Raw genomic sequence first — 21,729 nt, 5'->3', positions numbered from 1 at the left:
GGCGGACCCTCGCTCCGGACGTGGAGTGGACGGAGATGGCCGGCTGCCTCCTCGCCGGGGCCCACCGCACACCGAAAGACTGGACCGCCCACGACGACACTCACGTCGTCGCGGGCGAGAACGTGGTCGTCCTCGCCCGCTACACCGCTGTCAACAAGACCACGGCAAGCGGATCGACGTCCGGGATGCCGTGAGCCACTGAGCGGTCCCAACGTCAGTGGCGGGTGGGGCGCGCCGGGCGGTCGTCGCGGCCGACCGACAATTGGGCCGGGTGGTACGGGACATACGCCGCGCCGTCCAGACCGAGCGCCGTGGCGGACCTCTGGAGCGCGTCCGGAGTCGCGACGTCGTCCCAACGGCCGGTGCTGACGCGGTGTTCGAGCGCGTGCAGGGCGGCCACGGTCTCGGCGGTGGTGAACGTGCAGTGGCCCTGCCGCTCGACGTACGCCTGCCGCAACAGCGCGCCGTCGCCGGAGGCGCGCACACGGGCAGCGAAGCGGTTCTCCTGCTCCACAGGAACCAGGTTGTCGCCGTCCGTGTGGATGTCGAGCAACGGCACGTCAAGTCCCTGGCCCGCGGAGGACGTCCGCTGCGCGGTGCGCACGGCGGCGGGATCGGCGGTGATCGTGGCGCCCTCGGTCAGCGCGCGCAGGTCGGCACGCAGGTCGAGGTCGGCTGCCTGGTAGAGGGCGTGGATCTGGGGTGCGTGTGGGGAGTCGGCCAGCAGACGGGTGTAGTCCACGCCCAGGTTCCAGGAGTTGTTGCCGCCGACGGACTGCTCCATGGCGTACCGGCCGCCCTCGACGAAGGACAGGATGCCCTGTGCGAACCAGTCGTACTGCTGTGCCTCCTGGCCCGCCCAGTCGGTCGCGGCGGGCCGGTCCTTTCCGGGCGACCAGGCGGGCAGGTTGAGGAAGGCGGCGGCCAGCGCGATCCGGGCCCGGCCCTGTGGGGTGGCCTGCGCGGCGGTGACGGCGTCGGTGAGTTTCTTGGCGGTGGCGGCCGCCTCGTCGGCGGAGCCGAAGCGGACCAGCTTGACGTCCTGCTCCGGCAGGAGCAGCTGGGCGATGGTGTGTTCGGCGTCGAGCTGATAGTTGTCCAGGTCGGTACCGCCCGCGACCAGGCCGCACTGGCCGAGCGCGCCGTCGATGCGCCCGCCGCCGTCCCGGGCGAGCTGCGCGTTGACGAGCCCGCCCATCGAATTGCCGATGGCCAGCGTGCGCTGCGGGGTGCCGATCTTCTCGGTGACCGCGTCGAGCGTGGCGAACTGGTCGCGTTCGGCGCTGTTCAGCGCCCACATCGAGCCATGGGGGTCGTACGACGACCCGGCCATCGCATAGCCCTGGGCAAGCAGTTCGGTGCGTGCGGCGTCGGTGGGGGCGTCCCGGGCGACGGTGGGGCCGAAGCCGTGGCTGAACAGCAGCAGGGTGCCGTTCCAGTGCTCGGGGACGTCCGCCACCCAGGTGGCGCCGTCGGAGAGGGTGCCGGTGAGATGGCCGCCGGCCGGCGTGTCCGCAACGGCGGCCGGCAAGGGAACGGAGACGAGGGCGGCGGACGCCAGCGCGGCCAGGGCGATCCGCAGGCGGGTGCGGCCGACGCGAGGACGGGTGCTTGCAGACATGGAACGGCTCCCTGAGGGCGGCTACGGAGCGGGACACAGGCAGATGCTCAGTGCACTGAGTGAAGGTGCCAAGGAATGTAGGGCTTAATCCTGACAGCCGTCAAGAAAGTGCACAACGTTGCCTGCGGTCGGAGCCCTGCAGCACAGCGAGCGTGGAGAGGCTGCACCGGAACCGTCCCGGTCAGCCGGGATCAGCGCGGCCCTAAGCGTAGGACCGCCAGGACGCTTCGAAGTCCCGGTGGCAGCGTGGAAGCGTGAGGTGTCCGCGACCACCGCATGATCTTCCGTCTTCGCGCGCAGGATGCGCCTCACGGCATGCCGGAGAGTGGTGCGTGGCGGTCATCTCGGCGGCACAAGCGACGGAAAGCGGCTGGACGTGGGCCCAGACCACGGCCCTGATCGTCCCCTTCATCGCCCTCTTCGGCGCCTTCCTGACGTACGCCCTCAATCAGCGGGCCGTGCGCAAGGAGCGCCGAGCCAAGACCTTCGCCGAAGCGCTGACTGCGGTCGAGGAGTACCTGGAGATGCCGTACCGCATACGGCGGCGCCCCAAATCCTCATCCGCCGTACGACAGCAGCTCACGGACGAGGTCAGCGGCTTGCTGGCCCGAATGGCGTTCCACCAGGCATGGCTTCAGATCGAGGCATCAGCCGTCGCAGGCCCCTACGCGGCCCTCGTGGCCACGGCACGAGCGGAAGCCGGCGCCCAGATGAGTCTTGCCTGGGACCAGCCGCCGATCACCACCGACAGCGGCATGAACCTCGGAGTCCCATATCCCCGGGACCAATCGAACGCGGCCCGAGCCACGTGCATCGAGGTGATGCGCCGTCACCTGTGAGAACACCCGTGATCTTGGTGCCAACTATCCCTCTTTTGTGCCAACTAAAAATCCTCGTCACACGAGCGCGCCCGGCTCCCTACAACCCCACGATCCTGTTCCACCGCTTGGCGAACTCGACCCGTTCCTTCGACGTGATGTCCCGGGCGATCGCGAGCCGCTTGCGCATCGCCGTGTTCGGGAAGATCAGGGGGTTGTCGGCGAGGGCCGCGGTGTCCTTGTCCTTGGAGTCGGCGAGGACCTGCTGGGCGGCCGGTACGGGGCAGACGTAGTTGACCCAGGCGGCCAGTTCGGCGGCGACCTCCGGCTCGTAGTAGTAGTCGACGAGGCGTTCCGCGTTGGTCTTGTGGGCGGCCCGGTCCGGGATCATCAGGGAGTCGGACCAGAGCTCCGCGCCCTCCTCGGGGACGACGAATCGGATGTCGGGGTTGTCGGCCTGGAGCTGGATGACGTCGCCGGAGTACGCCTGGCAGGCCAGGACGTCCCCGCTGACCAGGTCCTTGGTGTAGTCGTTGCCGGTGAAGCGGCGGATCTGCCCCCGGTCGACCTGCTGCTGCACCTCGTCGCAGACGTCGTAGAAGTCGTCGGCCGTCCACTTGGTGATGTCCACGCCGTTGCCCTGCATGAGCAGCGCGAACGCCTCGTCGAGGCCGGAGAGCAGGGTCACCCGGCCCTTCAGGTCGCTCGCCCACAGGTCCTTGACGTGCCGGATCTCGCGGCCCAGCTTCCTGCGGTTGTACGCGATGCCGGTGATGCCCGACTGCCACGGCACGGTGTACAGGCGGCCCGGGTCGAAGGCGGGCGAGCGGAGCAGCGGGTCCAGGTACCTCGCGACGTTCGGCTGGTGGGCGCGGTCCATCCTCTGGACCCAGCCCAGGCGGACGAACCGCGCGCACATCCAGTCGCTGATGACGATCAGGTCGCGGCCGGTGGACTGGTGGTTCATCAGCGCGGGGCTGATCTTGCCGAAGAACTCGTCGTTGTCGTTGATCTCCTCGATGTAGTCGACGGAGATCCCGGTGCTCTTCTCGAAGGCGTCCAGGGTGGGCCGCTTGTTCGGGTTGTCGTCGTCCACGTCGATGTACAGCGGCCAGTTCGCGAAGACCAGCCTGTGGTCCGAGGCGGACACGTCGGTCACGGCGCGGTCGCCGGCCTTGACGTAGGCGGCGGGCACCCCGCAGCCCGCCAGCGCGCCGAGCGCGGCGGTGCCGCCGAGCGCGCGCAGCAGGGAGCGACGGGAGAGCGCGGACGTCCGGGAAGAGGTCTGGGGCACCCCTGAAGGATGTCGCGCCCGCCTGTCACCGGGCAATCGACGCTGCGTCGAGCGGCTTGACGCGGACCGGACACCTTGTCGATGCCCCGGGTCAACACGGTGTTCTTCTCGCCCCCGGGTACCCCAGCGCCCCGGCAGGGGCGCTGGGGTACCCCCCGGCCGAAGGCTGGGGGAGGAGCTGCGCGAGCAGCCCCCACGCGCCCGCAGCCGACAACGACCTACGCGTCCAGCGACGTCATCACGTGCTTGATCCGCGTGTAGTCCTCGAACCCGTACCCCGACAGGTCCTTGCCGTAGCCCGACTTCTTGAACCCGCCGTGCGGCATCTCCGCGACCAGCGGGATGTGCGTGTTGATCCACACGCAGCCGAAGTCCAGCTTCTTGGACATCCGCATCGCCCGCCCGTGGTCCTTCGTCCACACGGACGAGGCCAGCGCGTACTCGACGCCGTTGGCCCACGCCACGGCCTGGTCCTCGTCCGAGAAGGACTGGACGGTGATGACCGGTCCGAAGACCTCGTTCTGGACGATCTCGTCGTCCTGCTTCAGCCCGGAGACGACGGTCGGCGCGAAGAAGTAGCCCTTGTCGCCCACCCGCTGACCGCCGGCCTCGACCTTCGCGTGGGCCGGGAGCCGTTCGATGAAGCCGGAGACCTGCTTGAGCTGGTTGGGGTTGTTGAGGGGGCCGAAGAGCACGTCCTCGTCGTCCGGCTGCCCGGTCTTCGTCTCGGCCGCGGCCTTCGCGAGCGCGGCCACGAACTCGTCGTGGATGGACTCCTGGACGAGGACCCGGGTCGCCGCCGTACAGTCCTGCCCGGCGTTGAAGAAGCCCGCGACGGAGATGTCCTCGACGGCCTTGGCGATGTCCGTGTCCTCGAAGACGACGACCGGCGCCTTGCCGCCCAGCTCCAGGTGGACCCGCTTGAGGTCCTTGGACGCGGACTCGGCGACCGACATGCCGGCCCGTACGGAACCGGTGATGGAGGCCATCGCCGGGACCGGGTGCTCGACCATCAGGCGGCCGGTGTCACGGTCGCCGGTGACGACGTTGAAGACGCCCTTGGGGAGGATCTCCCCGATGATCTCGGCGATCAGGACGGTCGACGCGGGGGTGGTGTCCGACGGCTTCAGCACGACGGTGTTGCCCGCGGCGATCGCCGGGGCGAACTTCCACACGGCCATCATCATCGGGTAGTTCCACGGCGCGACCTGCGCGCAGACGCCGACCGGCTCGCGGCGGATGATGGAGGTCATCCCCTCCATGTACTCGCCGGCCGAGCGGCCTTCCAGCATCCGGGCCGCGCCGGCGAAGAACCGGATCTGGTCGACCATGGGCGGGATCTCCTCGGAGCGGGTGAGCCCGGTCGGCTTGCCCGTGTTCTCCACCTCGGCCGCGATGAGGTCCTCGGCCCGCTCCTCGAACGCGTCCGCGATCTTCAGCAGCGCCTTCTGACGCTCGGCCGGGGTGGTGTCCCGCCAGGCCGGGAAGGCCGCGGCAGCGGCCGCCATCGCGGCGTCGACGTCCGCCGCCCCGGAAAGCGGCGCCGTCGCGTACGCCTCGCCGGTCGCGGGGTTGACCACCTCGGTGGTCCGTCCGTCGGCGGCGTCCCGGAACTCACCGTCGATGTAGTTGCGCAGACGACGCAGCTCGGTGCTCACTGCCGGCCCTCCAAGTTCGGGTGTCCATTCGCTGAGACACCCACAGTAATCCGAGATCCCACGTTTTCAACACCCCCACCGCCGCCGAGTCTGCGAAATCCGCAATCCATGCCACCTCAAACAACGAATTTCATCGATACGGCCTTGCGGAACCGTCGAGACGTCGTGCACAGTGAGGTCGTGGCCAGTCGAAGCGCAGACCAGAGGGACTCGTCCCGCGAGTCCAGGAACGGCACTCCCCAGTTGGACGCCGTTTCCCTCGCCATCATCCAGCAGCTCCAGGAGGACGGCCGCCGTCCGTACGCCGCGATCGGCAAGGCCGTGGGCCTGTCGGAGGCGGCCGTGCGGCAGCGCGTCCAGAAGCTGCTGGACCAGGGCGTGATGCAGATCGTCGCCGTCACGGACCCGCTCACCGTGGGCTTCCGCCGGCAGGCGATGGTCGGCGTCAACATCGAGGGCGATGTCGAGTCGATCGCGGACGCGCTGACGGCCATGTCGGAAGTCGAGTACGTGGTGATGACCGCGGGCTCGTTCGACATCCTCGCGGAGATCGTCTGCGAGGACGACGACCACCTGCTGGACGTCATCAACAAACGCATCCGGGCGCTGCCCGGCGTGCGCTCCACCGAAAGCTTCGTCTACCTGAAGCTGAAGAAGCAGACCTACATGTGGGGAACCCGATAACCGTGACCCAGAAGGACCTCAGCCGCACCGCGTACGACCACCTGTGGATGCACTTCACCCGCATGTCCTCGTACGAGAACTCGCCCGTCCCGACCATCGTCCGGGGCGAGGGCACCTACATCTACGACGACAAGGGCAAGCGCTACCTCGACGGTCTCGCCGGTCTGTTCGTGGTCCAGGCCGGTCACGGCCGCACCGAACTCGCCGAGACCGCCTTCAAGCAGGCCCAGGAGCTGGCGTTCTTCCCGGTGTGGTCGTACGCCCACCCGAAGGCCGTCGAGCTGGCGGAGCGGCTGGCCGACCACGCGCCGGGCGATCTGAACAAGGTCTTCTTCACCACCGGCGGCGGCGAGGCCGTCGAGACCGCCTGGAAGCTGGCCAAGCAGTACTTCAAGCTGCAGGGCAAGCCGACCAAGTACAAGGTCATCTCCCGCGCGGTCGCCTACCACGGCACCCCGCAGGGCGCCCTGTCGATCACCGGTCTCCCGGCGCTGAAGGCCCCCTTCGAGCCCCTCGTCCCCGGTGCCCACAAGGTCCCGAACACCAACATCTACCGCGCCCCGATCCACGGCGACGACCCGGAGGCCTTCGGCCGCTGGGCCGCCGACCAGATCGAACAGCAGATCCTCTTCGAGGGCCCCGACACCGTCGCCGCGGTCTTCCTGGAGCCGGTCCAGAACGCCGGCGGCTGCTTCCCGCCCCCGCCCGGCTACTTCCAGCGCGTCCGCGAGATCTGCGACCAGTACGACGTGCTCCTGGTCTCCGACGAGGTCATCTGCGCCTTCGGCCGCCTGGGCACGATGTTCGCCTGCGACAAGTTCGGCTACGTCCCGGACATGATCACCTGCGCCAAGGGCATGACCTCGGGCTACTCCCCGATCGGCGCGTGCATCGTCTCCGACCGCGTCGCCGAGCCCTTCTACAAGGGCGACAACACCTTCCTGCACGGCTACACCTTCGGCGGCCACCCGGTCTCCGCGGCGGTCGGCCTCGCCAACCTCGACCTGTTCGAGCGCGAGAACCTCAACCAGCACGTCCTGGACAACGAGGGCGCCTTCCTCTCCACCCTGCAGAAGCTGCACGACCTGCCGATCGTCGGCGACGTCCGCGGCAACGGCTTCTTCTACGGCATCGAGCTGGTCAAGGACAAGGCCACCAAGGAGTCCTTCAACGACGAGGAGACCGAGCGCGTCCTGTACGGCTTCCTCTCCAAGGCCCTGTTCGAGAACGGCCTGTACTGCCGTGCCGACGACCGCGGCGACCCGGTCGTCCAGCTCGCCCCGCCGCTGATCTCCAACCAGGAGACCTTCGACGAGATCGAGCAGATCCTGCGCGCCACCCTCACGGAGGCGTGGACCAAGCTCTGATCATCGGATCAGCGGTGTTTGTCATCCGGCCCCGGCGCCGCCCGTTCGAGTGAGAACGGCGGCCCGGGGCCGTGTGCTTCCCGGGCTCCGCCCACCGACCTGCCTAGCGTGCACGTGACCGATCGGCCCAGCCTTCGTTCCCCCTTCGTTCCCCCGGACGTGGGAAGGCACGGCAAAACGGATCAGAACCGAGGTGTACGCCCATGGAGGCCCCGCCGGACAACGACGTGCTGTGGGCACGTGCCCTGCACTTCCGCCACCAGGACGGCTCGCCCGGTGTCACCGGCGTCTCGCTGGGCGTGCGGGAGGGCGAGATCCTCGCCGTCAGCGGGCCGCGCGGCAGCGGCAAGACCACGCTGCTGAGGTGCCTGGCCGGCCTGGTACCGGCGCAGGGCGGCGAGGTCTGGTTCAACAGCAAGGCCGTGCACCGGATGGGCCCGTTCACCCGCGAACGGCTGCGCCGCGACCGCTTCGGCTGGATCGACCCGGCCCCCACGCTGGTCCCGGAGCTGAACGTCTGGGAGAACACGGCCCTGCCCCTGATGCTGCGCGGCACCGGCCGCCGCCGGGCCAAGGTGGCCGCGCTGGAGTGGCTGGAGCGCCTCGACGTCGGCGACAAGGCCCGCAAGCACCCGGCCGAACTCCAGCAGGCCGAACGCCAGCGCGTCTCCATCGCCCGCGCCCTGGCCCCCGCACCCACGGTCCTCTTCGCGGACGAGCCGACGGCACCGCTGCACCGCGCCGACCGCGCCCACGTGCTGCGCACGCTCACCACGGCGGCCCGCTCGCACGGCATCACGGTGGTCCTCGCCACGCACGACGCGGAGACGGCGGCCCTCGCCGACCGCACGGTCGCGCTCCTGGACGGCCGCCGGGTGAACACGGTCCACCTTCCGCCGGTCCCCGAGACGGAAGGCCGGGCCGAGTGCTCGCTCTCCGCCTGACCCGCGCCGCCCACCCGGCCGTCCACCTGCGCCGCCTCCTGGTGGCCGCCGCGGCGGCGGGCACGGGCTTCCTCCTCCTGTCCGCGCTCGGCTACGCGCTGACCCACCCGACCCACTCGACGACGGCTCTCCTGCGCCTGTCCTGGTGCGCGATCCCGCTCGCCAGCACGGTGCACCTCGCCGTCGCGGTGGCCCGCACCGACCCCGGCGCCAAGCCGCGCTCCGGTCTCTCCGCGTTCGGTCTGGGCCCCGCCCGCCTGATGGCCCTCGCCGCCCTCAACACGGCCCTCGCCTGCACCCTGGGCTCCCTGCTGGCCCTCCTGGTCTTCCTCCACCTGCGCGGCGACCTCACGGGCATGCCCTTCGACGGCGCGGCGAAGGACTTCCTGGCAGCGGACAGGTCCCTGCCCGTCCCGGCGGCCCTCACCCTCCTGGCCGTCCTCCCGGTCCTCGCGTCCACGACGGTCGCCCTGACCCTCCGCCCCCGCGACCTGCCCCACCCGGAGACCCGCAGCCGCGTCTACGGCCGCTTCGGCGCCTACGACCGAACGGCGAAACGCGAGACCTTCGGCACCTACGGCCGCTTCGGCGCCCGCTTCTTCCGCGGCCCCACGACCGCCACCCGGCCACCGCTTGAGTCCGTCCAGCCCACGGACGGCCCCCAGCCACCGCTTCAGCCCGCGGGCAGTGGGGCCGCTGGGGCGATGGGGGGGACCGTGGGCGCGGACGGCACCCCGCCGGCGCCGGTGAGCGACACCCCCCTCGCCCCGGCCCCAGCCGACCCCGCCGACGACACCCCGCCCCCGCTCCCCGACCTCCCCGCCGCCGCACCCCCCGGCCTCCCCTGGGGCATCGCCGTCCTCGCCGCCGGCCTCGCCGTGGAGTCCTACGCCGGTGTCACCGAAACCGCCCCGCACGCGCCCCTCCCCGGTGGTCTGGCGGGCGGCCCCGTCGGCGTCCTCGCCGGCTGGGCACTCACCGCCCTCGGCCTGATCCTCGCCGCCCCCGGCCTCACCCACCTCTGCGGCCGCCTCCTCCAGGCCGTCCGCCCCGGCGCCCGGCGCCTCCTCGCCGGCCGCGTCCTGATGGCGGAGGCCACCCGCATCGGCCGCCCCCTCGGCGTCGTCTGCGCGGTGGCCTCGGCGGCCTTCGCGGCCACCACTCTCCACGGCGACGACGGCAGCACCCCCGCCTTCGGTCCCCTCACCGCCGTCGGCGGCCTCGTGGTGGCCGGCTGCACGGTCGCCACCCTCCTCACCGCCGCCGTTGAGGCCCGCCAGTCCCGCGCCGACATCACCGCGGCCCTGCTCCGCCTGGGGGCTCCGGCGACCGTACTGCGCAGCGCGGCGGCCCTGCGCAGCGGTGCCCTGCTGGCCCTCTTCGGCCCTCTCACCCTGCTGATCGCGGAGCTCGCCGCACTCCCGCTCGCCCGCTGAAAGGCCGTACGAAAAAAATCCGGGCCCGGCGATGACTTTCGCCGCACCCCCTGGTCTATCCCCGCGAACGGCACAACACCCGAGGGAGAGACCCCATGTACCAGCAGATGATCTTCGTGAACCTGGCCACCAATGACGTCCCCGCGTCGCGGAAGTTCTTCACCGAGCTCGGCTACTCGATCAACCCGCAGTTCAGCACCGACGACTGCTCCTGCGTCGTGATCAGCGACACGATCATCGCCATGCTGCTGAGCAGGCAGCGCTACGCCGACTTCACGAAGAAGGAGATCGCCGACTCGACGAAGACCAGCGAGGTGCTGATCTGTCTGAGCGCGGAGAGCCGCGAGAAGGTCGACGAGCTGGTGGAGAAGGCGGTCGCGGCCGGCGGCACGGCCAACGACGACGTCCAGGACCAGGGCTTCATGTACGGCCGTTCCTTCGAGGACCTGGACGGCCACAGCTGGGAGGTCGTGTGGATGGACCCGGCGGCGGTGCAGGGCTGAGCCCGCAAAGCGGAATCCCGGTGCCTGGCATGGGCCGAGCGGACGAGCCCGGCCCATGCGGCTGACTGCGCCTTCACGACAGATCGATGGGCGCCGGGTTCCACTTGTACCGCGCGTCGTCCTCGTCCTTGAGAAGAACTCCGGCTTCTGACATCCGGTCAAGAATGTCCACGAGCATGTCGCCCAGCGGATACCGGCCGTCCAGAACATCCGGCGCCACCGCGGGCACCTGGACACAGCTCCTCGGCACCTACGACGCCACCACCCGGACGGCCAAGCTGTACGTCAACGGCACCCTCGCCGCCACCCTCACCGGTGCCACCTCCTGGAGTTCCTCCGGTGCCTTCACCGTCGGCAGGGGCCAGTACAACGGCGCGGCCACCGACTTCGTGCCGGGCGCCGTCAGCCACGTCCAAGCCTGGAACCACGCCCTCACCCCCGAGGAGGCCGACGCGCTGAACCGACAGCTGCTGTGACGCCGTCCAGGCACCCCTGATCGCCCCGGCGCGGCCGGGAGACGGCTGTCTCCCGGCCGCGGTGCGGGGCTGATGCCTAGCATGGGCGGGTGCATCCGACACCCGCCCAGCCGCACCCCGCCCAGCCAGGTTCCGTCCAGCCAGGCTCCACGCCGTCGCACCGGGCCGCCCGCGACCGTGAGATCGAGTCCCTCGCCGAGTTCGACGAGGTCGTCGCCGCGCACGGGACGCTCGCCCGGTACCGGCTCCAGGCCGTCGATCTGACGGCCCGTACGGACGTCCTCCTGACCACCGACACCGCCGGCGCCGTCTTCCTCGGCTGCCCGATGTCCCCCGAGGCCGCCGCCCGGGTCGGCGCGTCCGGCGCCCTGGTGTTCCCGCCCGTCCCGGACCTCCCCTTCGACCCCTACCGCGCCTTCGTCTACACGCCCGACGAGCTGTTCGACTCGCTCGACGCGGGCTACGAGGCGACCTCGGACGCCCGTTCGTACGCCTGGTTCCAGCAGACCAAGGCGGACGGCGACATATTCGGCTCGATGCTGCGCTCGATCCACGACGACGCGGTCTCCGACGCGCTGGACGAACTCCTCGTCGGCGCCCGGGTGGTGGGCGTGATGGGCGGGCACGCGATGGCGCGCGGCACGGCCGAGTACGCGGGTGCCGCCCGGCTCGGCCGGGAGCTCGCGCGGGCCGGCTTCACCGTGGCGACCGGCGGTGGCCCGGGCGCGATGGAGGCGGCGAACCTCGGCGCGTACGCGGCGCCCTTCGACGACGGGATGCTGGACGAGGCCCTGGAGCTCCTCGCCAAGGCGCCGTCGTTCCGGCCGTCGGTCACCGACTGGGCGCGCGCCGCCTTCGAGGTCCGCGAGCGCTGGCCGGAGGGCGGACCGTCGGTCGGCATCCCGACCTGGTTCTACGGCCACGAGCCGCCGAACGCCTTCGCCGCGCACATCGCCAAGTACTTCGCCAACGCCACCCGCGAGGACGGCCTGCTGGCCCGCTCCAACGCCGGTGTGGTGTTCCTGCCGGGCGCCGCCGGGACCGTACAGGAGATCTTCGACAACGCGACCCCCAACTACTACGAGTCACGGGGCGAGCCGACCCCGATGGTGCTCGTGAACGAGGCGCACTGGAGCGGGAAGCTGCCGGCCTGGCAGCTTCTGACCTCGCTCGCGGGGGAGCGCGCGATGGCGTCCCGTATCGCCCTGGTTGACCGGATCGAGCAAGCTTCACACGCGCTGAAACGTCTCGGCAATTAATAAGCAGGCAAAGTCAACGCCCGTGGACCGCATATGCATTGACACTACTTACGGAGCGCTTATAGACCTGTGAGCCTCTTGGGGATTCTGATGCCTCACCTCGTCGTCGCGTCAATTCCCGCTCTACCCCCCGCAGTTATGCACTCAGTAAGGACAAACGTGCCCATATCCCGCCGCAGTGCACGTCGTTCCGTGCGCATCCTGGGTGTTGCCTCCGCGTCGGCCGCGCTGGCCCTGGGCGTCTCCAGCAGCGCCTTCGCGTGCAACATCAAAGAGTTCTCCGCCGAAGCCACCTGCGACGGCTCCAACGGTGTCATCACGGTCACCGACAAGGACGCCTCCGGTACTCCGGCCACCATCAGCGTCTTCCTCGAGAACAACGGCGCCGACGCCAGGCAGGTCGGCGACGCGAAGCCCATCAAGGGCACCAAGGACGGCGCCACGGTCAGCTTCTCCGAGGACTGGGCGCCGAACGCGGTGTACCGGATCCGCGTCACGACCGACAACGGCAAGGTCGACGCGGACATCAAGGACAACCTGACCACTCCCTCCACCGCCTGCAAGTCCGCGGAGAGCTCCAGCCCCTCCCCGTCGGACTCCGCCACCCCGTCGCCGTCGGCGACCGAGACCACCCCGGCCGAGTCGGACTCCCCGACCCCGTCGGCCACGGACAGCACCACCGCCCCGGCGAGCACGTCGGACAACGCCCCGTCCCCGGCCGTCGGTGAGTCCAACCTCGCCGAGACCGGTGCCAACTCCAACACCGGCCTGATCGCCGGTATCGCCGCCGCGCTCGTGGTGGTCGGCGGTGGAGCCGTCTGGTTCGGCATGCGCCGTCGTGGGGCGCACAGCGGCAACTGACGCGCCGCTCCCCCGTACACCGCGGAGGCCCGTCCCCGTATCCCCGGGGACGGGCCTCGACCACGTCCGGGCACGCGGTCAGTCCAGTACGACGGTCTCCGCCGCGTCGAACTCGACGCCGACCATGTCCCCGGCCTCCGGCGCCGCCCGCAGCGCACAGGCGGCCTCCAGGCGGGGGCCGTCCTCGGGCTGGAGGTGGACGGTGACGTGGGTGCCCTGGAAGGTGCGGGCGGCCACGGTGCAGGGCAGCCCCGCGTCGGCGGCGATCAGCCGTACGCCGGCCGGACGGACGAGCAGCGTCCGCGTCCCCTGCCCCGAGCCCCCGGGCACCGGCACCTTCCCCCAGGGCGTCACCGCGACCGTTCCCTCGACGGTCGCCGGGACCACGTTGCCGAAGCCGAGGAAACGGGCCACGAACTCGTCCGCGGGCCGCTGCCAGACCTCCAGCGGCGTGCCGGACTGGGCGATCCGCCCGTCCCGCATCACGACCACCCGGTCGGCCAGCGCGAACGCCTCGCCCTGGTCGTGCGTCACCGCGAGCACGGTCGTACCCAACCGCCCGAAAAGCTCCCGCAGTTCGACCACGAGCCGCTCCCGCAGCGAGCGGTCCAGTTGCCCGAGCGGTTCGTCGAGCATCAGCAGCCGGGGCCGGGGCGCCAGCGCCCGGGCGAGCGCCACCCGCTGCTGCTCACCGCCGGACAGCCCGGCGACGGCCCGCCGGGCCGCACCCGGGAGCCCCACAAGCTCCAGCAACTCGCCGACCCGCTCGGCCTGTTGTGCTTTCCCGGCACCGCGCATCCGAAGCCCGAAAGCCACGTTCCCGCCCACGTCCCGCTGCGGGAACAGCTGATGATCCTGGAACATCAGCCCGACCCCCCGCTGGTGCGCCGGCACCCGCGCCTGGTCCTGCCCGTCGAGCAACACCCGCCCGGAGTCGAGCCGTTGCAGCCCGGCAACCGCCCGCAGGAGCGTCGACTTGCCGCTCCCGCTCGGCCCGAGCACGCACACCACCTCGTGCTCGGCCACCTCCAGGCCGACGGCGTCGAGCACGGCCCGCCCGCCGAACCGCACGGTCGCCGCATCCAGGGTCAGCAGCATCAGAACTCCCCCGTCCGGTCGGTCCGCAGCCGCTCGAGGACCAGCAGCGCCACCGCGCACACCACCATCAGAATCGTGGAAAGGGCCATCGCCTGGCCGTAGTTGAGATCACCGGGACGGGACAGCAGCCGGGCCACGGCGACCGGCAGGGTCGGGTTGTCGGGCCGCGCGATGAACACCGTCGCCCCGAACTCCCCCAGCGACACCGCGAACGCGAAACCCGCCGCGATCAGCAGCGCCCGCCGCACCAACGGCAGATCGACCTCCCGCCACACCCGCCAGGGCGAGGCCCCGAGCACGGCCGCCGCCTCCCGCAACCGCTCGTCCACGGCCCGCAGCACGGGCAGCATGGTCCGTACGACGAAGGGGACGCCGACCAGCGCCTGCGCGAGCGGGACGAGGATCCAGGACTGGCGAAGGTCCAGCGGCGGCTTGTCGAGCGCGATCAGGAACCCGAAGCCCACGGTCACCGCGGACACCCCGAGCGGCAGCATCAGCAGCGCGTCGAACCCCCGTACGAGGCGCCCTGCGTCCCGCCGGGCCAGCGCGGCGGCGGCGAGCCCGCCGATCACCACGGCGACGGCGGTGGCGACGACCGCGTACTGCAGCGAGTTGACGACCGACTCGATCGGCGCGACCAGGAAGGTCCCGCCGTCGGCGTCGCCCAGCGCCCGGTAGTACCCGAACCCGCCGTCCAGCGACCGCCGTACCAGCACGGCCAGCGGCAGCACCAGGAGGACGGCGATGGTGGCGAGGACCCCGCCGAGCAGCGCCCACTGCCCGGCCCCGCGCGGCCGGCGCGCCGTCACCGACGGGTCCACCAGCCTGAGCGCGCTCTCCCGCCGCCGGACCGTCCACGCGTGCACGGCGAGGATCGCGCCGACCGCGGCGAACTGCACGAGGGTGAGGACGGCGGCCGTGGAGAGGTCGAAGATCTCGGAGGTCTGCCGGTAGATCTCCACTTCGAGGGTGGCGAAGGTCGGCCCGCCCAGGATCTGCACCACACCGAAGGAGGTGAAGGTGAACAGGAAGACCATCAGCGCGGCGGCGGCCACGGCGGGCGCGAGCGCGGGCAGGGTGACCTTCCGCCAGGCGGCCGGCGAGGAGACGCCGAGCATCCGGGCGGCCTCCTCCTGCCGAGGGTCCAGCTGGGCCCACAGCCCGCCCACGGTCCGTACGACGACGGCGTAGTTGAAGAAGACGTGTGCCAGCAGGATGGCCCAGACGGTGGTGTCGAGCCGTACGCCCCACAGCTCGTCCAGCAGCCCGCCCCGCCCGACGAGCGCGAGGAAGGCGGTCCCCACCACCACCGTCGGCAGCACGAAGGGCACCGTCACCACGGCCCGCAGCACCTGCTTGCCCGGGAAGTCGAGGCGGGCGAAGACGTAGGCGGCGGGCAGCGCGGCCAGCAGGGTGAGCGCGGTGGAGGCGAGCGCCTGCCAGGTGGTGAACCAGAGCACGTGCCGGATGTCGGACTCGCCGACGACATCGACGATCCTCCCGAACCGCCACACCCCGTCGGCCTTCAGCCCGCGCGTGACGATCGCCACGACCGGCCAGGCGAAGAAGACGGCGAAGAACGCGACCGGCACGAACATCAGCCCGAGCCGCGCCGCGCTCCCCGAACGGCCCTTGTGCGGGGCTACTTCAGTACGAGTGACGTCCACGTCTTGACCCACTGGTCACGGTTGGCGGCGATCTTGTCGGGCGCCATGGTCTCCGGGTTCTGGGCGGCGGGCCCGTACTTCGTGAACTCGGCAGGCACGCTCGCCCCCTTCACCACCGGGTACACGAACATGTTGAGCGGCATGTCCTCCTGGAACTCCTTCGAGACCAGGAAGTCGATGAGCGCCTTGCCGCCCTTGGTGTTCCCCGCGTTGCTCAGCAGTCCGGCGAACTCGATCTGCCGGAAGCAGGTGCCGGTCGCGACGCCGGTGGGCGCGGTGCTGGGCTTCGGGTCGGCGTAGATGACCTCGGCGGGCGGTGAGGAGGCGTACGACACGACGAGCGGCCGGTCGCCCCCCGCCTTCTTCCCGCCGGCCGAGCCGGAGAACTCCTCGTTGTAGGCCTGCTCCCAGCCGTCGACGACCTTGACGCCGTTGGCCTTGAGCTTCGTCCAGTAGTCCTGCCACCCGCTGTCCCCGTACTGCGCGGCGGACCCGAGCAGGAAGCCGAGCCCGGGCGAGGAGGTGGCCGCGTTCTCGGTGACGAGGAGGTTCTTGTACTGCGGCTTGACGAGATCGGCGTACGAGGCCGGCGGGGTCAGCTTGTGCTTGCTGAAGTACGCCTTGTCGTAGTTGACGCAGATGTCGCCGTAGTCGATGGGCGTGACGCGGTGCTTGGCCGCGTCGAGTTGGTACGCCGTGCCGACCGTGTCGAGCCCCTTCGCCTCGTACGGCTGGAAGAGACCGTTGTCGAGAGCCCTGGAGAGCAGGGTGTTGTCGACGCCGAAGAAGACGTCGCCCTGTGGGTTGTCCTTGGTCAGGATCGCCTTGTTGACGGCCTGCCCGGCGTCGCCGTCCTTGAGGACCCTGACCTTGTAGCCGGACTGCTTCTCGAAGTCCTGCAGCACGTTCTTGGAGACGGCCCACGAGTCGTGGCTGACGAGGGTGACGGTCTTGGAGCCGGCGTCGGAACCCGACGACGACGAGCAGGCGGACAGCGTGACGAGACCGAGCCCGACGGCCGCGGCCAAGAAGGTCCTTGTGTGCACTGGTGTTTTCCTCCTGGGGTTGACCAGGAAGAGACGCGGCCCTGCCCACGATGTGCGGGCAGGGCGCAACAGCTTGAGTGATGACCGAACTTCCTACCCAGAATGACCTGGGCGAGGTTCAGAGGGTCTGCGGCCCGGTTGCCGCACTCTCAGCGCTGTGGCGCTCCCCTGTCGGAATATGAAGATGTACCTACGGCCCTCAGATTACCGCTCGGTGGCCGCGAGCTGACCACAGGCGCCGTCGATCTCCTGCCCACGGGTGTCCCGGATCGTCACCGGCACACCGTGCGCCTCGATCGCCTCGACGAACGCCTTCTCGTCCTCCGGCCGCGACGCGGTCCACTTCGAACCCGGCGTCGGGTTCAGCGGGATGAGGTTGACGTGCACGGGCTTGCCCTTGAGCAGGCGCCCCAGCCGGTCGCCTCGCCAGGCCTGGTCGTTGATGTCGCGGATGAGGGCGTACTCGATGCTGAGGCGCCGCCCGCTCTTCTCGACGTACTCGAACCCGGCGTCGAGGACCTCGCGCACCTTCCACCGCGTGTTCACGGGGACGAGGGTGTCGCGCAGTTCGTCGTCGGGGGCGTGCAGCGAGATCGCGAGCCGGCACTTGAAGCCCTCGTCGGCGAACCGGTGGATGGCCGGGACCAGTCCGACGGTCGAGACGGTGATCCCGCGCTGCGAGAGCCCGAGCCCGTCCGGGGCGGGGTCGGTGAGCGCGCGGATCGCTCCGACCACCCGCTTGTAGTTGGCGAGCGGCTCGCCCATCCCCATGAAGACGATGTTCGACAGCCGCGCCGGTCCACCGGGGACCTCCCCGTCCCGGAGCGCCCGCATCCCGTCCACGATCTGGTGCACGATCTCGGCGGTCGACAGGTTCCGGTCCAGACCCGCCTGCCCGGTCGCGCAGAACGGGCAGTTCATCCCACACCCCGCCTGCGAGCTGATGCACATGGTCACCCGGTCCGGGTAGCGCATCAGCACCGACTCGACGAGCGTGCCGTCGAACAGCCGCCACAGCGTCTTGCGCGTGGTCCCCTCGTCGGTCGACAGGTGCCGTACGACGGTCATCAGCTCGGGGAACAGCGCCTCCCGCAGCTTGTCCCGCGAGCCGGCCGGGATGTCGGTCCACTGCTCGGGGTCGTGCGCGTACCGCGCGAAGTAGTGCTGCGACAGTTGCTTGGCACGAAACGGCTTCTCCCCGACCTCGGCCACCGCGTCCTTGCGCTCGGCGGGCGAGAGATCGGCGAGATGCCGCGGCGGCTTCTTGGCTCCGCGCGGCGCGACGAAAGTGAGTTCTCCGGGATTAGGCATGGCTGTACCAGTGTCGCAGATCAACTGAGGTGGCCTGCGACCGAAGGTTCGGCGGGGACTTGGGGGCTCAGCGCCCGGCCGTCGTGATGATGGCGAAGAGGGCGCCGGAGGGGTCGAGGAACATGGCGAAGCGGCCGATGCCGGGGGCCTCGGTGACCGGGATGAGGGTGGTGGCCCCGGACTCGGTGGCCCTGGCGAAGGTGGCGTCGCAGTCGGTCACCTCGAAGTAGGGGTGCCATTCCGGGGTCGAGCCGGCGTCGAGGTTGGCCTGGGGCAGTTGCATCAGTCCGCCGTGGGCCGCCGCCGGGCCGGCGCCGGCCGGGGTGAGGATCGTGTAGGTCAGTCCCGGGCCCATCGGCACGTCCCGCGTCTGCCAGGAGAAGACCGACGCGTAGAACGCCTTCGCCGCGTTCGCGTCGGTGGTGTAGAGCTCCGTCCTGGACAGGCTGCCGGGGACCGCGACCAGGTCCAGGCCCCGGGTCTCGCCCGGCTGCCAGACCGCGAAGTCCGCGCCGGCGGGGTCGATGAAGGCGGCTGCCCGCCCGAAGGCGAAGACGTCCGTCGGGGCGATCCGGACGCTGCCGCCCGCCTGCTCCACGGCCTTGGCGGTGGCGTCGGCGTCCGGGGTGTGGAAGTACACCCGCCAGGACGGGGTCGCGCCCTCCGCCGTGAGCGGGCCGATCCCGGCGACCGTCGCGCCGTCCTGCTGGAAGAAGCCGTAGCCGCCCGCCTCGGGGCCGGCGGACCGGTGCTGCCAGCCGAAGACGGCCGCGTAGAAGGCGGCGCTCGCGTCGGTGTCCGGGGTCCCCAGGTCGAGCCAGTTCGGAGCGCCTGGAACGTAGGTGGTCGTCAGCATGGTCGGGTCCTCCTCGGGCCTCGCCGGTCACCAGGTCACGGGCAGCGTACGCGGTCCGCGGATCAGGCCCTGGCGCTGGAACTCGACCTCCTCGGGGGGTACGGCCAGGCGGATGCCGGGGAAGCGGGCGAGGACCGAGCCGATCATGGTCTCGGCCTCCATGCGGGCCATGATGGCGGCCATGCAGTGGTGGGGGCCGTGGCCGAAGGCCAGGTGGGGGCCGCCCGAGCGGTCGAAGTCCAGGTCGTCGGGGTCGGTGAAGACCGCGGGGTCGCGGTTGGCGGCGACGTAGGCGTTGTAGACGACGTCGCCGGCCCTGATCAGCTGGCCGCCGACCTCGACGTCCTCGACGGCCGCCCGTGGGATGCCGACGCCGTTGCGGTGCGGGACGTAGCGGAACAGCTCGTCCACCGCCTTGGGGAGCAGCTCCGGCTCGCGGCGCAGCCGGTCCAGGTGCTCGGGGTGGGTGAGCAGCGCGTACATCATCGAGCCGCTGTTGTTGCGGACCGCGTGGCCGCCGCTGACCTGGATGGCGGTGGCCAGGGAGATCGCCTCGTCGTCGGTGATCTCGCCGTCCGCGGTGGCCTGGGCCAGCACTCCGGCGAGGTCCTCGCGAGGCTCCTCGCGGCGGCTGTGCAGCAGCTCGGCGATCCGGGCCCGGGTTGTCCTGGCGGCCTCCCGGGCGCGTTCCTCGGCGTCGGGGCCGGCGGAGAGCAGCGCCTCGCCGGTCGCCGCCCAGCGGTGCCAGTCCTTCTCGTCGACGCCGAGGAAGTCACGGATCACGGCGATTGGGAAAGGGCCGTGCAGATGCTCCATGAGGTCGGCCGGCGGGCCCGCCGCCTCCATCGTGTCGAGGAGTTCGCCGGCCCTGCGCTCCGCCATCGGTCGCAGCCGCTGCATGGCCCGCCCGGTGAAGGCACGGGCGACGACCCGGCGCAGCCGGTTGTGCCCGGGCGGGTCGATGTACTGCAGGCCCGCCGTCTGGGAGGCCACGGGCGCCGGACGCATGCTGGTGACGTCGCGGCCGACGACCAGTTCCCGGGAGAAACGCGGGTCGGAGGTGACGAAGCGGACGTCCTCGTACCGGGTGACCAGCCAGGCGTCCCCCTCGCCGTACGCGAGTCGGACCCGGGTGACCGGCTCCTCGCGCATCACCTCGTCCAGGAACGGGTCCGGGTCGAGGGCGGGCAGGTCGTCGACCGGCCAGAACCGCACCGGCGGAGGAGGCGGGGTGGAGGCCGGAGCCGGGTCGAGGGGCATGGGCACACTCCCTGCACATCGGAGGAGACGGCGTCCTCACAGGAAGTCTGCCGCCCACCGGAATGACCATGCGATTTCTGCTGCGTCATCCGGGGCCGACATGCCGCCGAGCCCCCGCCCTGCGAAGGACGGGGGCTCACCTACGAAAGCCGCACGGCGACCACTGCCGATGTACGGCGACCACTGCCGACGTCTCGGTGGACCAACCTGCGTCCGGGTCGGTCAGCCGCTGCCGACGAACAGCACCATGAGCAGCCACACCACCGGCGCCGTCGGCAACAAGGAGTCCAAGCGGTCCATGATGCCGCCGTGGCCCGGGAGGAGGGTGCCCATGTCCTTGATGCCCAGGTCCCGCTTGATCATGGACTCGCCGAGGTCGCCGAGCGTGGCGCTGGCCGCGACCGCGAGGCCCAGCAGCAGGCCCTGCCACCAGGTGCCGTCGTCGATCAGGAACTCCATGCACAGCGCGCCCGCGACCATCGCGAACAGCACCGCGCCGACCAGTCCCTCGCGGGTCTTGCCGGGGCTGATGCGTGGGGCGAGCTTGTGGGTGCCGAAGCGCCAGCCGACCGCGTAGGCGCCGGTGTCGCTGACCACGGTGAGGAGCAGGAAGGTCAGCACCCGGAAGGGGCCGTCGTCGGCCGTGAGCATCATCGCGACGAACGTCGCCAGGAACGGGACGTAGAACGCCGCGAAGAGACCCGCCGTGACGTCCTTGAGGTAGCCCTCGGGCGGTTCCGTCATCCGCCAGACCAGGACCGCCAGGCCGGTGAGCGCCAGGGCGACCCAGGCACCCTCGGCACCCCGCGCGTAGCCGGCGACCACCATCGCGGCGCCGCCCAGCGCCAGCGGGACCAGGGGCGCCTTGATGCCCTTGCGCTCCTGGAGCCGGCTGGTCAGTTCCCACAGGCCCACCACGACGGCGATCGCCACGACACCGACGAAGACGGCCTTGACGACGAACAGGGACGCCACGATCACGACGCCCAGTCCGACGCCGACCCCTATGGCCGCACCCAGGTCGCGTCCCGCGCTCTTCTTCTGCGGCGCGGGCGCCGGCTGTGGGGCGTCGGGCATGGGCTCCGGATTCTGCGACGCCGCCGCGTGAGGCAGGGGCTGCGCCGACGGTGTGTCGTGGCGGAACGTCTCGTCTCGGAACAAGGGGCCGCTCAGCCGAGCGGCCCCCCTGTCACCGTCCTGGTCCGAGCCGTACGCGGGTACGTCGTCGGGCACGAGGGGCATGGGGCGAGTCTGCTGCGCGTTCTGCGCATCGTACGCGGGACCCCCCGGGCCGGCTCCCGGGACCTGCCCCTGGTCATAGCCGTGGGCGCGACCGAGGTCGTACCCCTGACCGGGACCCCGGGCAGGGTCTGCGCCCGCGCCGTACCCCTGGCCTGAGCCGTGCGCAGGGCCGGGGCCGTACCCCTGGCCTGAGCCGTGGGCAGGGCCGGGGCCGTATCCCTGACCGGAGCCGTGGTCGTACCCCTGGCCGGTGCCCTGATCGGTCGGTTCCCAGTACCCGGCCGGTGGTCCGGCCTGCCCGGGCTGCGGCCCGGCGTGCGGCGGGGCT

The 21,729-nt window shown here is 71.0% G+C and carries 21 protein-coding genes and 1 riboswitch; of the genes, 11 read left to right on the top strand and 10 right to left on the bottom strand.

From position 1 onward, the window contains the following. Positions 1–20: 20 nt before the first annotated feature. Positions 21–194: a hypothetical protein gene (locus ACFY0P_RS37055; protein ID WP_388923522.1), complete on the top strand. Its 174-nt coding sequence runs from the start codon at positions 21–23 to the stop codon at positions 192–194. 20 nt (positions 195–214) lie between these two features. Here the strand turns inward: ACFY0P_RS37055 and ACFY0P_RS37050 are convergent, their stop codons facing one another. Continuing rightward, positions 215–1,621, bottom strand: coding sequence for an alpha/beta hydrolase (locus tag ACFY0P_RS37050; protein ID WP_388923519.1), 1,407 nt, complete (start codon positions 1,619–1,621; stop codon positions 215–217). Positions 1,622–1,953: 332 nt separating this feature from the next. Between ACFY0P_RS37050 and ACFY0P_RS37045 the strand changes: the two genes are divergently transcribed. Further along, complete coding sequence (locus ACFY0P_RS37045) at positions 1,954–2,460, top strand: hypothetical protein (RefSeq protein WP_388923517.1); 507 nt, start codon at positions 1,954–1,956, stop codon at positions 2,458–2,460. 79 nt (positions 2,461–2,539) lie between these two features. Here the strand turns inward: ACFY0P_RS37045 and ACFY0P_RS37040 are convergent, their stop codons facing one another. Then, the gene (locus ACFY0P_RS37040) at positions 2,540–3,733 is read right to left on the bottom strand and encodes an extracellular solute-binding protein (protein WP_388923514.1); all 1,194 of its coding nucleotides are present in this window, start codon (positions 3,731–3,733) and stop codon (positions 2,540–2,542) included. A 218-nt stretch (positions 3,734–3,951) separates the two neighbouring features. Beyond that, complete coding sequence (locus tag ACFY0P_RS37035) at positions 3,952–5,391, bottom strand: gamma-aminobutyraldehyde dehydrogenase (RefSeq protein WP_388923511.1); 1,440 nt, start codon at positions 5,389–5,391, stop codon at positions 3,952–3,954. 165 nt (positions 5,392–5,556) lie between these two features. Between ACFY0P_RS37035 and ACFY0P_RS37030 the strand changes: the two genes are divergently transcribed. The 8 genes from ACFY0P_RS37030 (at position 5,557) to ACFY0P_RS36995 (ending at position 12,921) form a co-directional block, all read left to right on the top strand. Next, positions 5,557–6,075 (top strand): Lrp/AsnC family transcriptional regulator, encoded by a 519-nt coding sequence (locus tag ACFY0P_RS37030; RefSeq protein ID WP_388923935.1) that lies wholly within the window; start codon positions 5,557–5,559, stop codon positions 6,073–6,075. Next, complete coding sequence (locus tag ACFY0P_RS37025; protein WP_294008897.1) at positions 6,060–7,442, top strand: aspartate aminotransferase family protein; 1,383 nt, start codon at positions 6,060–6,062, stop codon at positions 7,440–7,442. The genes ACFY0P_RS37030 and ACFY0P_RS37025 overlap by 16 nt, the downstream gene beginning before the upstream one ends. A 203-nt stretch (positions 7,443–7,645) precedes the next feature. Beyond that, positions 7,646–8,386: an ABC transporter ATP-binding protein gene (locus tag ACFY0P_RS37020; protein ID WP_388923508.1), complete on the top strand. Its 741-nt coding sequence runs from the start codon at positions 7,646–7,648 to the stop codon at positions 8,384–8,386. After that, complete coding sequence (locus ACFY0P_RS37015; protein WP_388923506.1) at positions 8,368–9,822, top strand: hypothetical protein; 1,455 nt, start codon at positions 8,368–8,370, stop codon at positions 9,820–9,822. The genes ACFY0P_RS37020 and ACFY0P_RS37015 overlap by 19 nt, the downstream gene beginning before the upstream one ends. 95 nt (positions 9,823–9,917) lie before the next feature. Next, entirely contained in the window at positions 9,918–10,325 is a 408-nt protein-coding gene (locus ACFY0P_RS37010; protein WP_388923503.1) for a VOC family protein, read from the top strand. Between the two features lie 164 nt (positions 10,326–10,489). Further along, positions 10,490–10,801, top strand: coding sequence for a LamG-like jellyroll fold domain-containing protein (locus tag ACFY0P_RS37005; protein WP_388923500.1), 312 nt, complete (start codon positions 10,490–10,492; stop codon positions 10,799–10,801). Positions 10,802–10,890: 89 nt separating this feature from the next. After that, positions 10,891–12,060 (top strand): LOG family protein, encoded by a 1,170-nt coding sequence (locus ACFY0P_RS37000; protein WP_388923498.1) that lies wholly within the window; start codon positions 10,891–10,893, stop codon positions 12,058–12,060. A gap of 138 nt (positions 12,061–12,198) precedes the next feature. Next, a complete protein-coding gene (locus tag ACFY0P_RS36995; protein WP_388923495.1) occupies positions 12,199–12,921 on the top strand; it encodes an LAETG motif-containing sortase-dependent surface protein in 723 nt (240 codons plus the stop codon). Positions 12,922–12,999: 78 nt separating this feature from the next. Here the strand turns inward: ACFY0P_RS36995 and ACFY0P_RS36990 are convergent, their stop codons facing one another. The 7 genes from ACFY0P_RS36990 to ACFY0P_RS36960 all read right to left on the bottom strand — a co-directional run bounded on the left by ACFY0P_RS36990 (position 13,000) and on the right by ACFY0P_RS36960 (position 21,401). After that, on the bottom strand, positions 13,000–14,019 hold the full coding sequence (locus ACFY0P_RS36990; protein ID WP_388923493.1) for an ABC transporter ATP-binding protein: 1,020 nt from the start codon (positions 14,017–14,019) through the stop codon (positions 13,000–13,002). Then, the gene (locus tag ACFY0P_RS36985) at positions 14,019–15,617 is read right to left on the bottom strand and encodes an ABC transporter permease (protein WP_388923932.1); all 1,599 of its coding nucleotides are present in this window, start codon (positions 15,615–15,617) and stop codon (positions 14,019–14,021) included. Before ACFY0P_RS36985 ends, ACFY0P_RS36990 begins: the two co-directional genes overlap by 1 nt. Positions 15,618–15,661: 44 nt before the next feature. Then, a complete protein-coding gene (locus ACFY0P_RS36980; RefSeq protein WP_388923490.1) occupies positions 15,662–16,732 on the bottom strand; it encodes a thiamine ABC transporter substrate binding subunit in 1,071 nt (356 codons plus the stop codon). 72 nt (positions 16,733–16,804) lie between these two features. Next, positions 16,805–16,912: riboswitch (TPP riboswitch) on the bottom strand. Positions 16,913–16,936: 24 nt separating this feature from the next. After that, the gene (rlmN, locus tag ACFY0P_RS36975; protein ID WP_388923487.1) at positions 16,937–18,043 is read right to left on the bottom strand and encodes a 23S rRNA (adenine(2503)-C(2))-methyltransferase RlmN; all 1,107 of its coding nucleotides are present in this window, start codon (positions 18,041–18,043) and stop codon (positions 16,937–16,939) included. A 67-nt stretch (positions 18,044–18,110) separates the two neighbouring features. Further along, positions 18,111–18,899: a VOC family protein gene (locus tag ACFY0P_RS36970; RefSeq protein WP_388923484.1), complete on the bottom strand. Its 789-nt coding sequence runs from the start codon at positions 18,897–18,899 to the stop codon at positions 18,111–18,113. Positions 18,900–18,926: 27 nt separating this feature from the next. Continuing rightward, positions 18,927–20,159 carry a cytochrome P450 gene (locus ACFY0P_RS36965; RefSeq protein WP_388923481.1) on the bottom strand — a complete coding sequence of 411 codons (1,233 nt, stop codon included), beginning with the start codon at positions 20,157–20,159 and terminating at the stop codon, positions 18,927–18,929. A gap of 222 nt (positions 20,160–20,381) precedes the next feature. Next, a complete protein-coding gene (locus tag ACFY0P_RS36960; protein WP_388923478.1) occupies positions 20,382–21,401 on the bottom strand; it encodes a phosphatidate cytidylyltransferase in 1,020 nt (339 codons plus the stop codon). On the opposite strand from ACFY0P_RS36960, the gene ACFY0P_RS36955 reads away from it, so the two are divergent. After that, positions 21,294–21,557: a hypothetical protein gene (locus ACFY0P_RS36955; protein ID WP_388923950.1), complete on the top strand. Its 264-nt coding sequence runs from the start codon at positions 21,294–21,296 to the stop codon at positions 21,555–21,557. The genes ACFY0P_RS36960 and ACFY0P_RS36955 overlap by 108 nt on opposite strands. The last annotated feature ends 172 nt before the right edge of the window (positions 21,558–21,729 follow it).

Origin of the sequence: Streptomyces sp. NPDC001714, from assembly GCF_042892755.1 — a bacterium.
In the GTDB taxonomy this organism is placed as follows: Bacteria; Actinomycetota; Actinomycetes; order Streptomycetales; family Streptomycetaceae; genus Streptomyces.
This window is presented reverse-complemented; position numbering and strand designations above follow the sequence as displayed.

Coding starts and splice junctions, on each gene's coding strand:
- ACFY0P_RS37050 (WP_388923519.1), bottom strand. CDS start 1,621: ATGTCTGCAAGCACCCGTCCTCGCGTCGGCCGCACCCGCCTGCGGATC.
- ACFY0P_RS37020 (WP_388923508.1), top strand. CDS start 7,646: ATGGAGGCCCCGCCGGACAACGACGTGCTGTGGGCACGTGCCCTGCAC.
- ACFY0P_RS37010 (WP_388923503.1), top strand. CDS start 9,918: ATGTACCAGCAGATGATCTTCGTGAACCTGGCCACCAATGACGTCCCC.
- ACFY0P_RS37005 (WP_388923500.1), top strand. CDS start 10,490: ATGTCCACGAGCATGTCGCCCAGCGGATACCGGCCGTCCAGAACATCC.
- ACFY0P_RS36995 (WP_388923495.1), top strand. CDS start 12,199: ATGCACTCAGTAAGGACAAACGTGCCCATATCCCGCCGCAGTGCACGT.
- ACFY0P_RS36990 (WP_388923493.1), bottom strand. CDS start 14,019: ATGCTGCTGACCCTGGATGCGGCGACCGTGCGGTTCGGCGGGCGGGCC.
- ACFY0P_RS36985 (WP_388923932.1), bottom strand. CDS start 15,617: ATGTTCGTGCCGGTCGCGTTCTTCGCCGTCTTCTTCGCCTGGCCGGTC.
- rlmN (WP_388923487.1), bottom strand. CDS start 18,043: ATGCCTAATCCCGGAGAACTCACTTTCGTCGCGCCGCGCGGAGCCAAG.
- ACFY0P_RS36970 (WP_388923484.1), bottom strand. CDS start 18,899: ATGCTGACGACCACCTACGTTCCAGGCGCTCCGAACTGGCTCGACCTG.
- ACFY0P_RS36965 (WP_388923481.1), bottom strand. CDS start 20,159: ATGCCCCTCGACCCGGCTCCGGCCTCCACCCCGCCTCCTCCGCCGGTG.
- ACFY0P_RS36960 (WP_388923478.1), bottom strand. CDS start 21,401: ATGCCCCTCGTGCCCGACGACGTACCCGCGTACGGCTCGGACCAGGAC.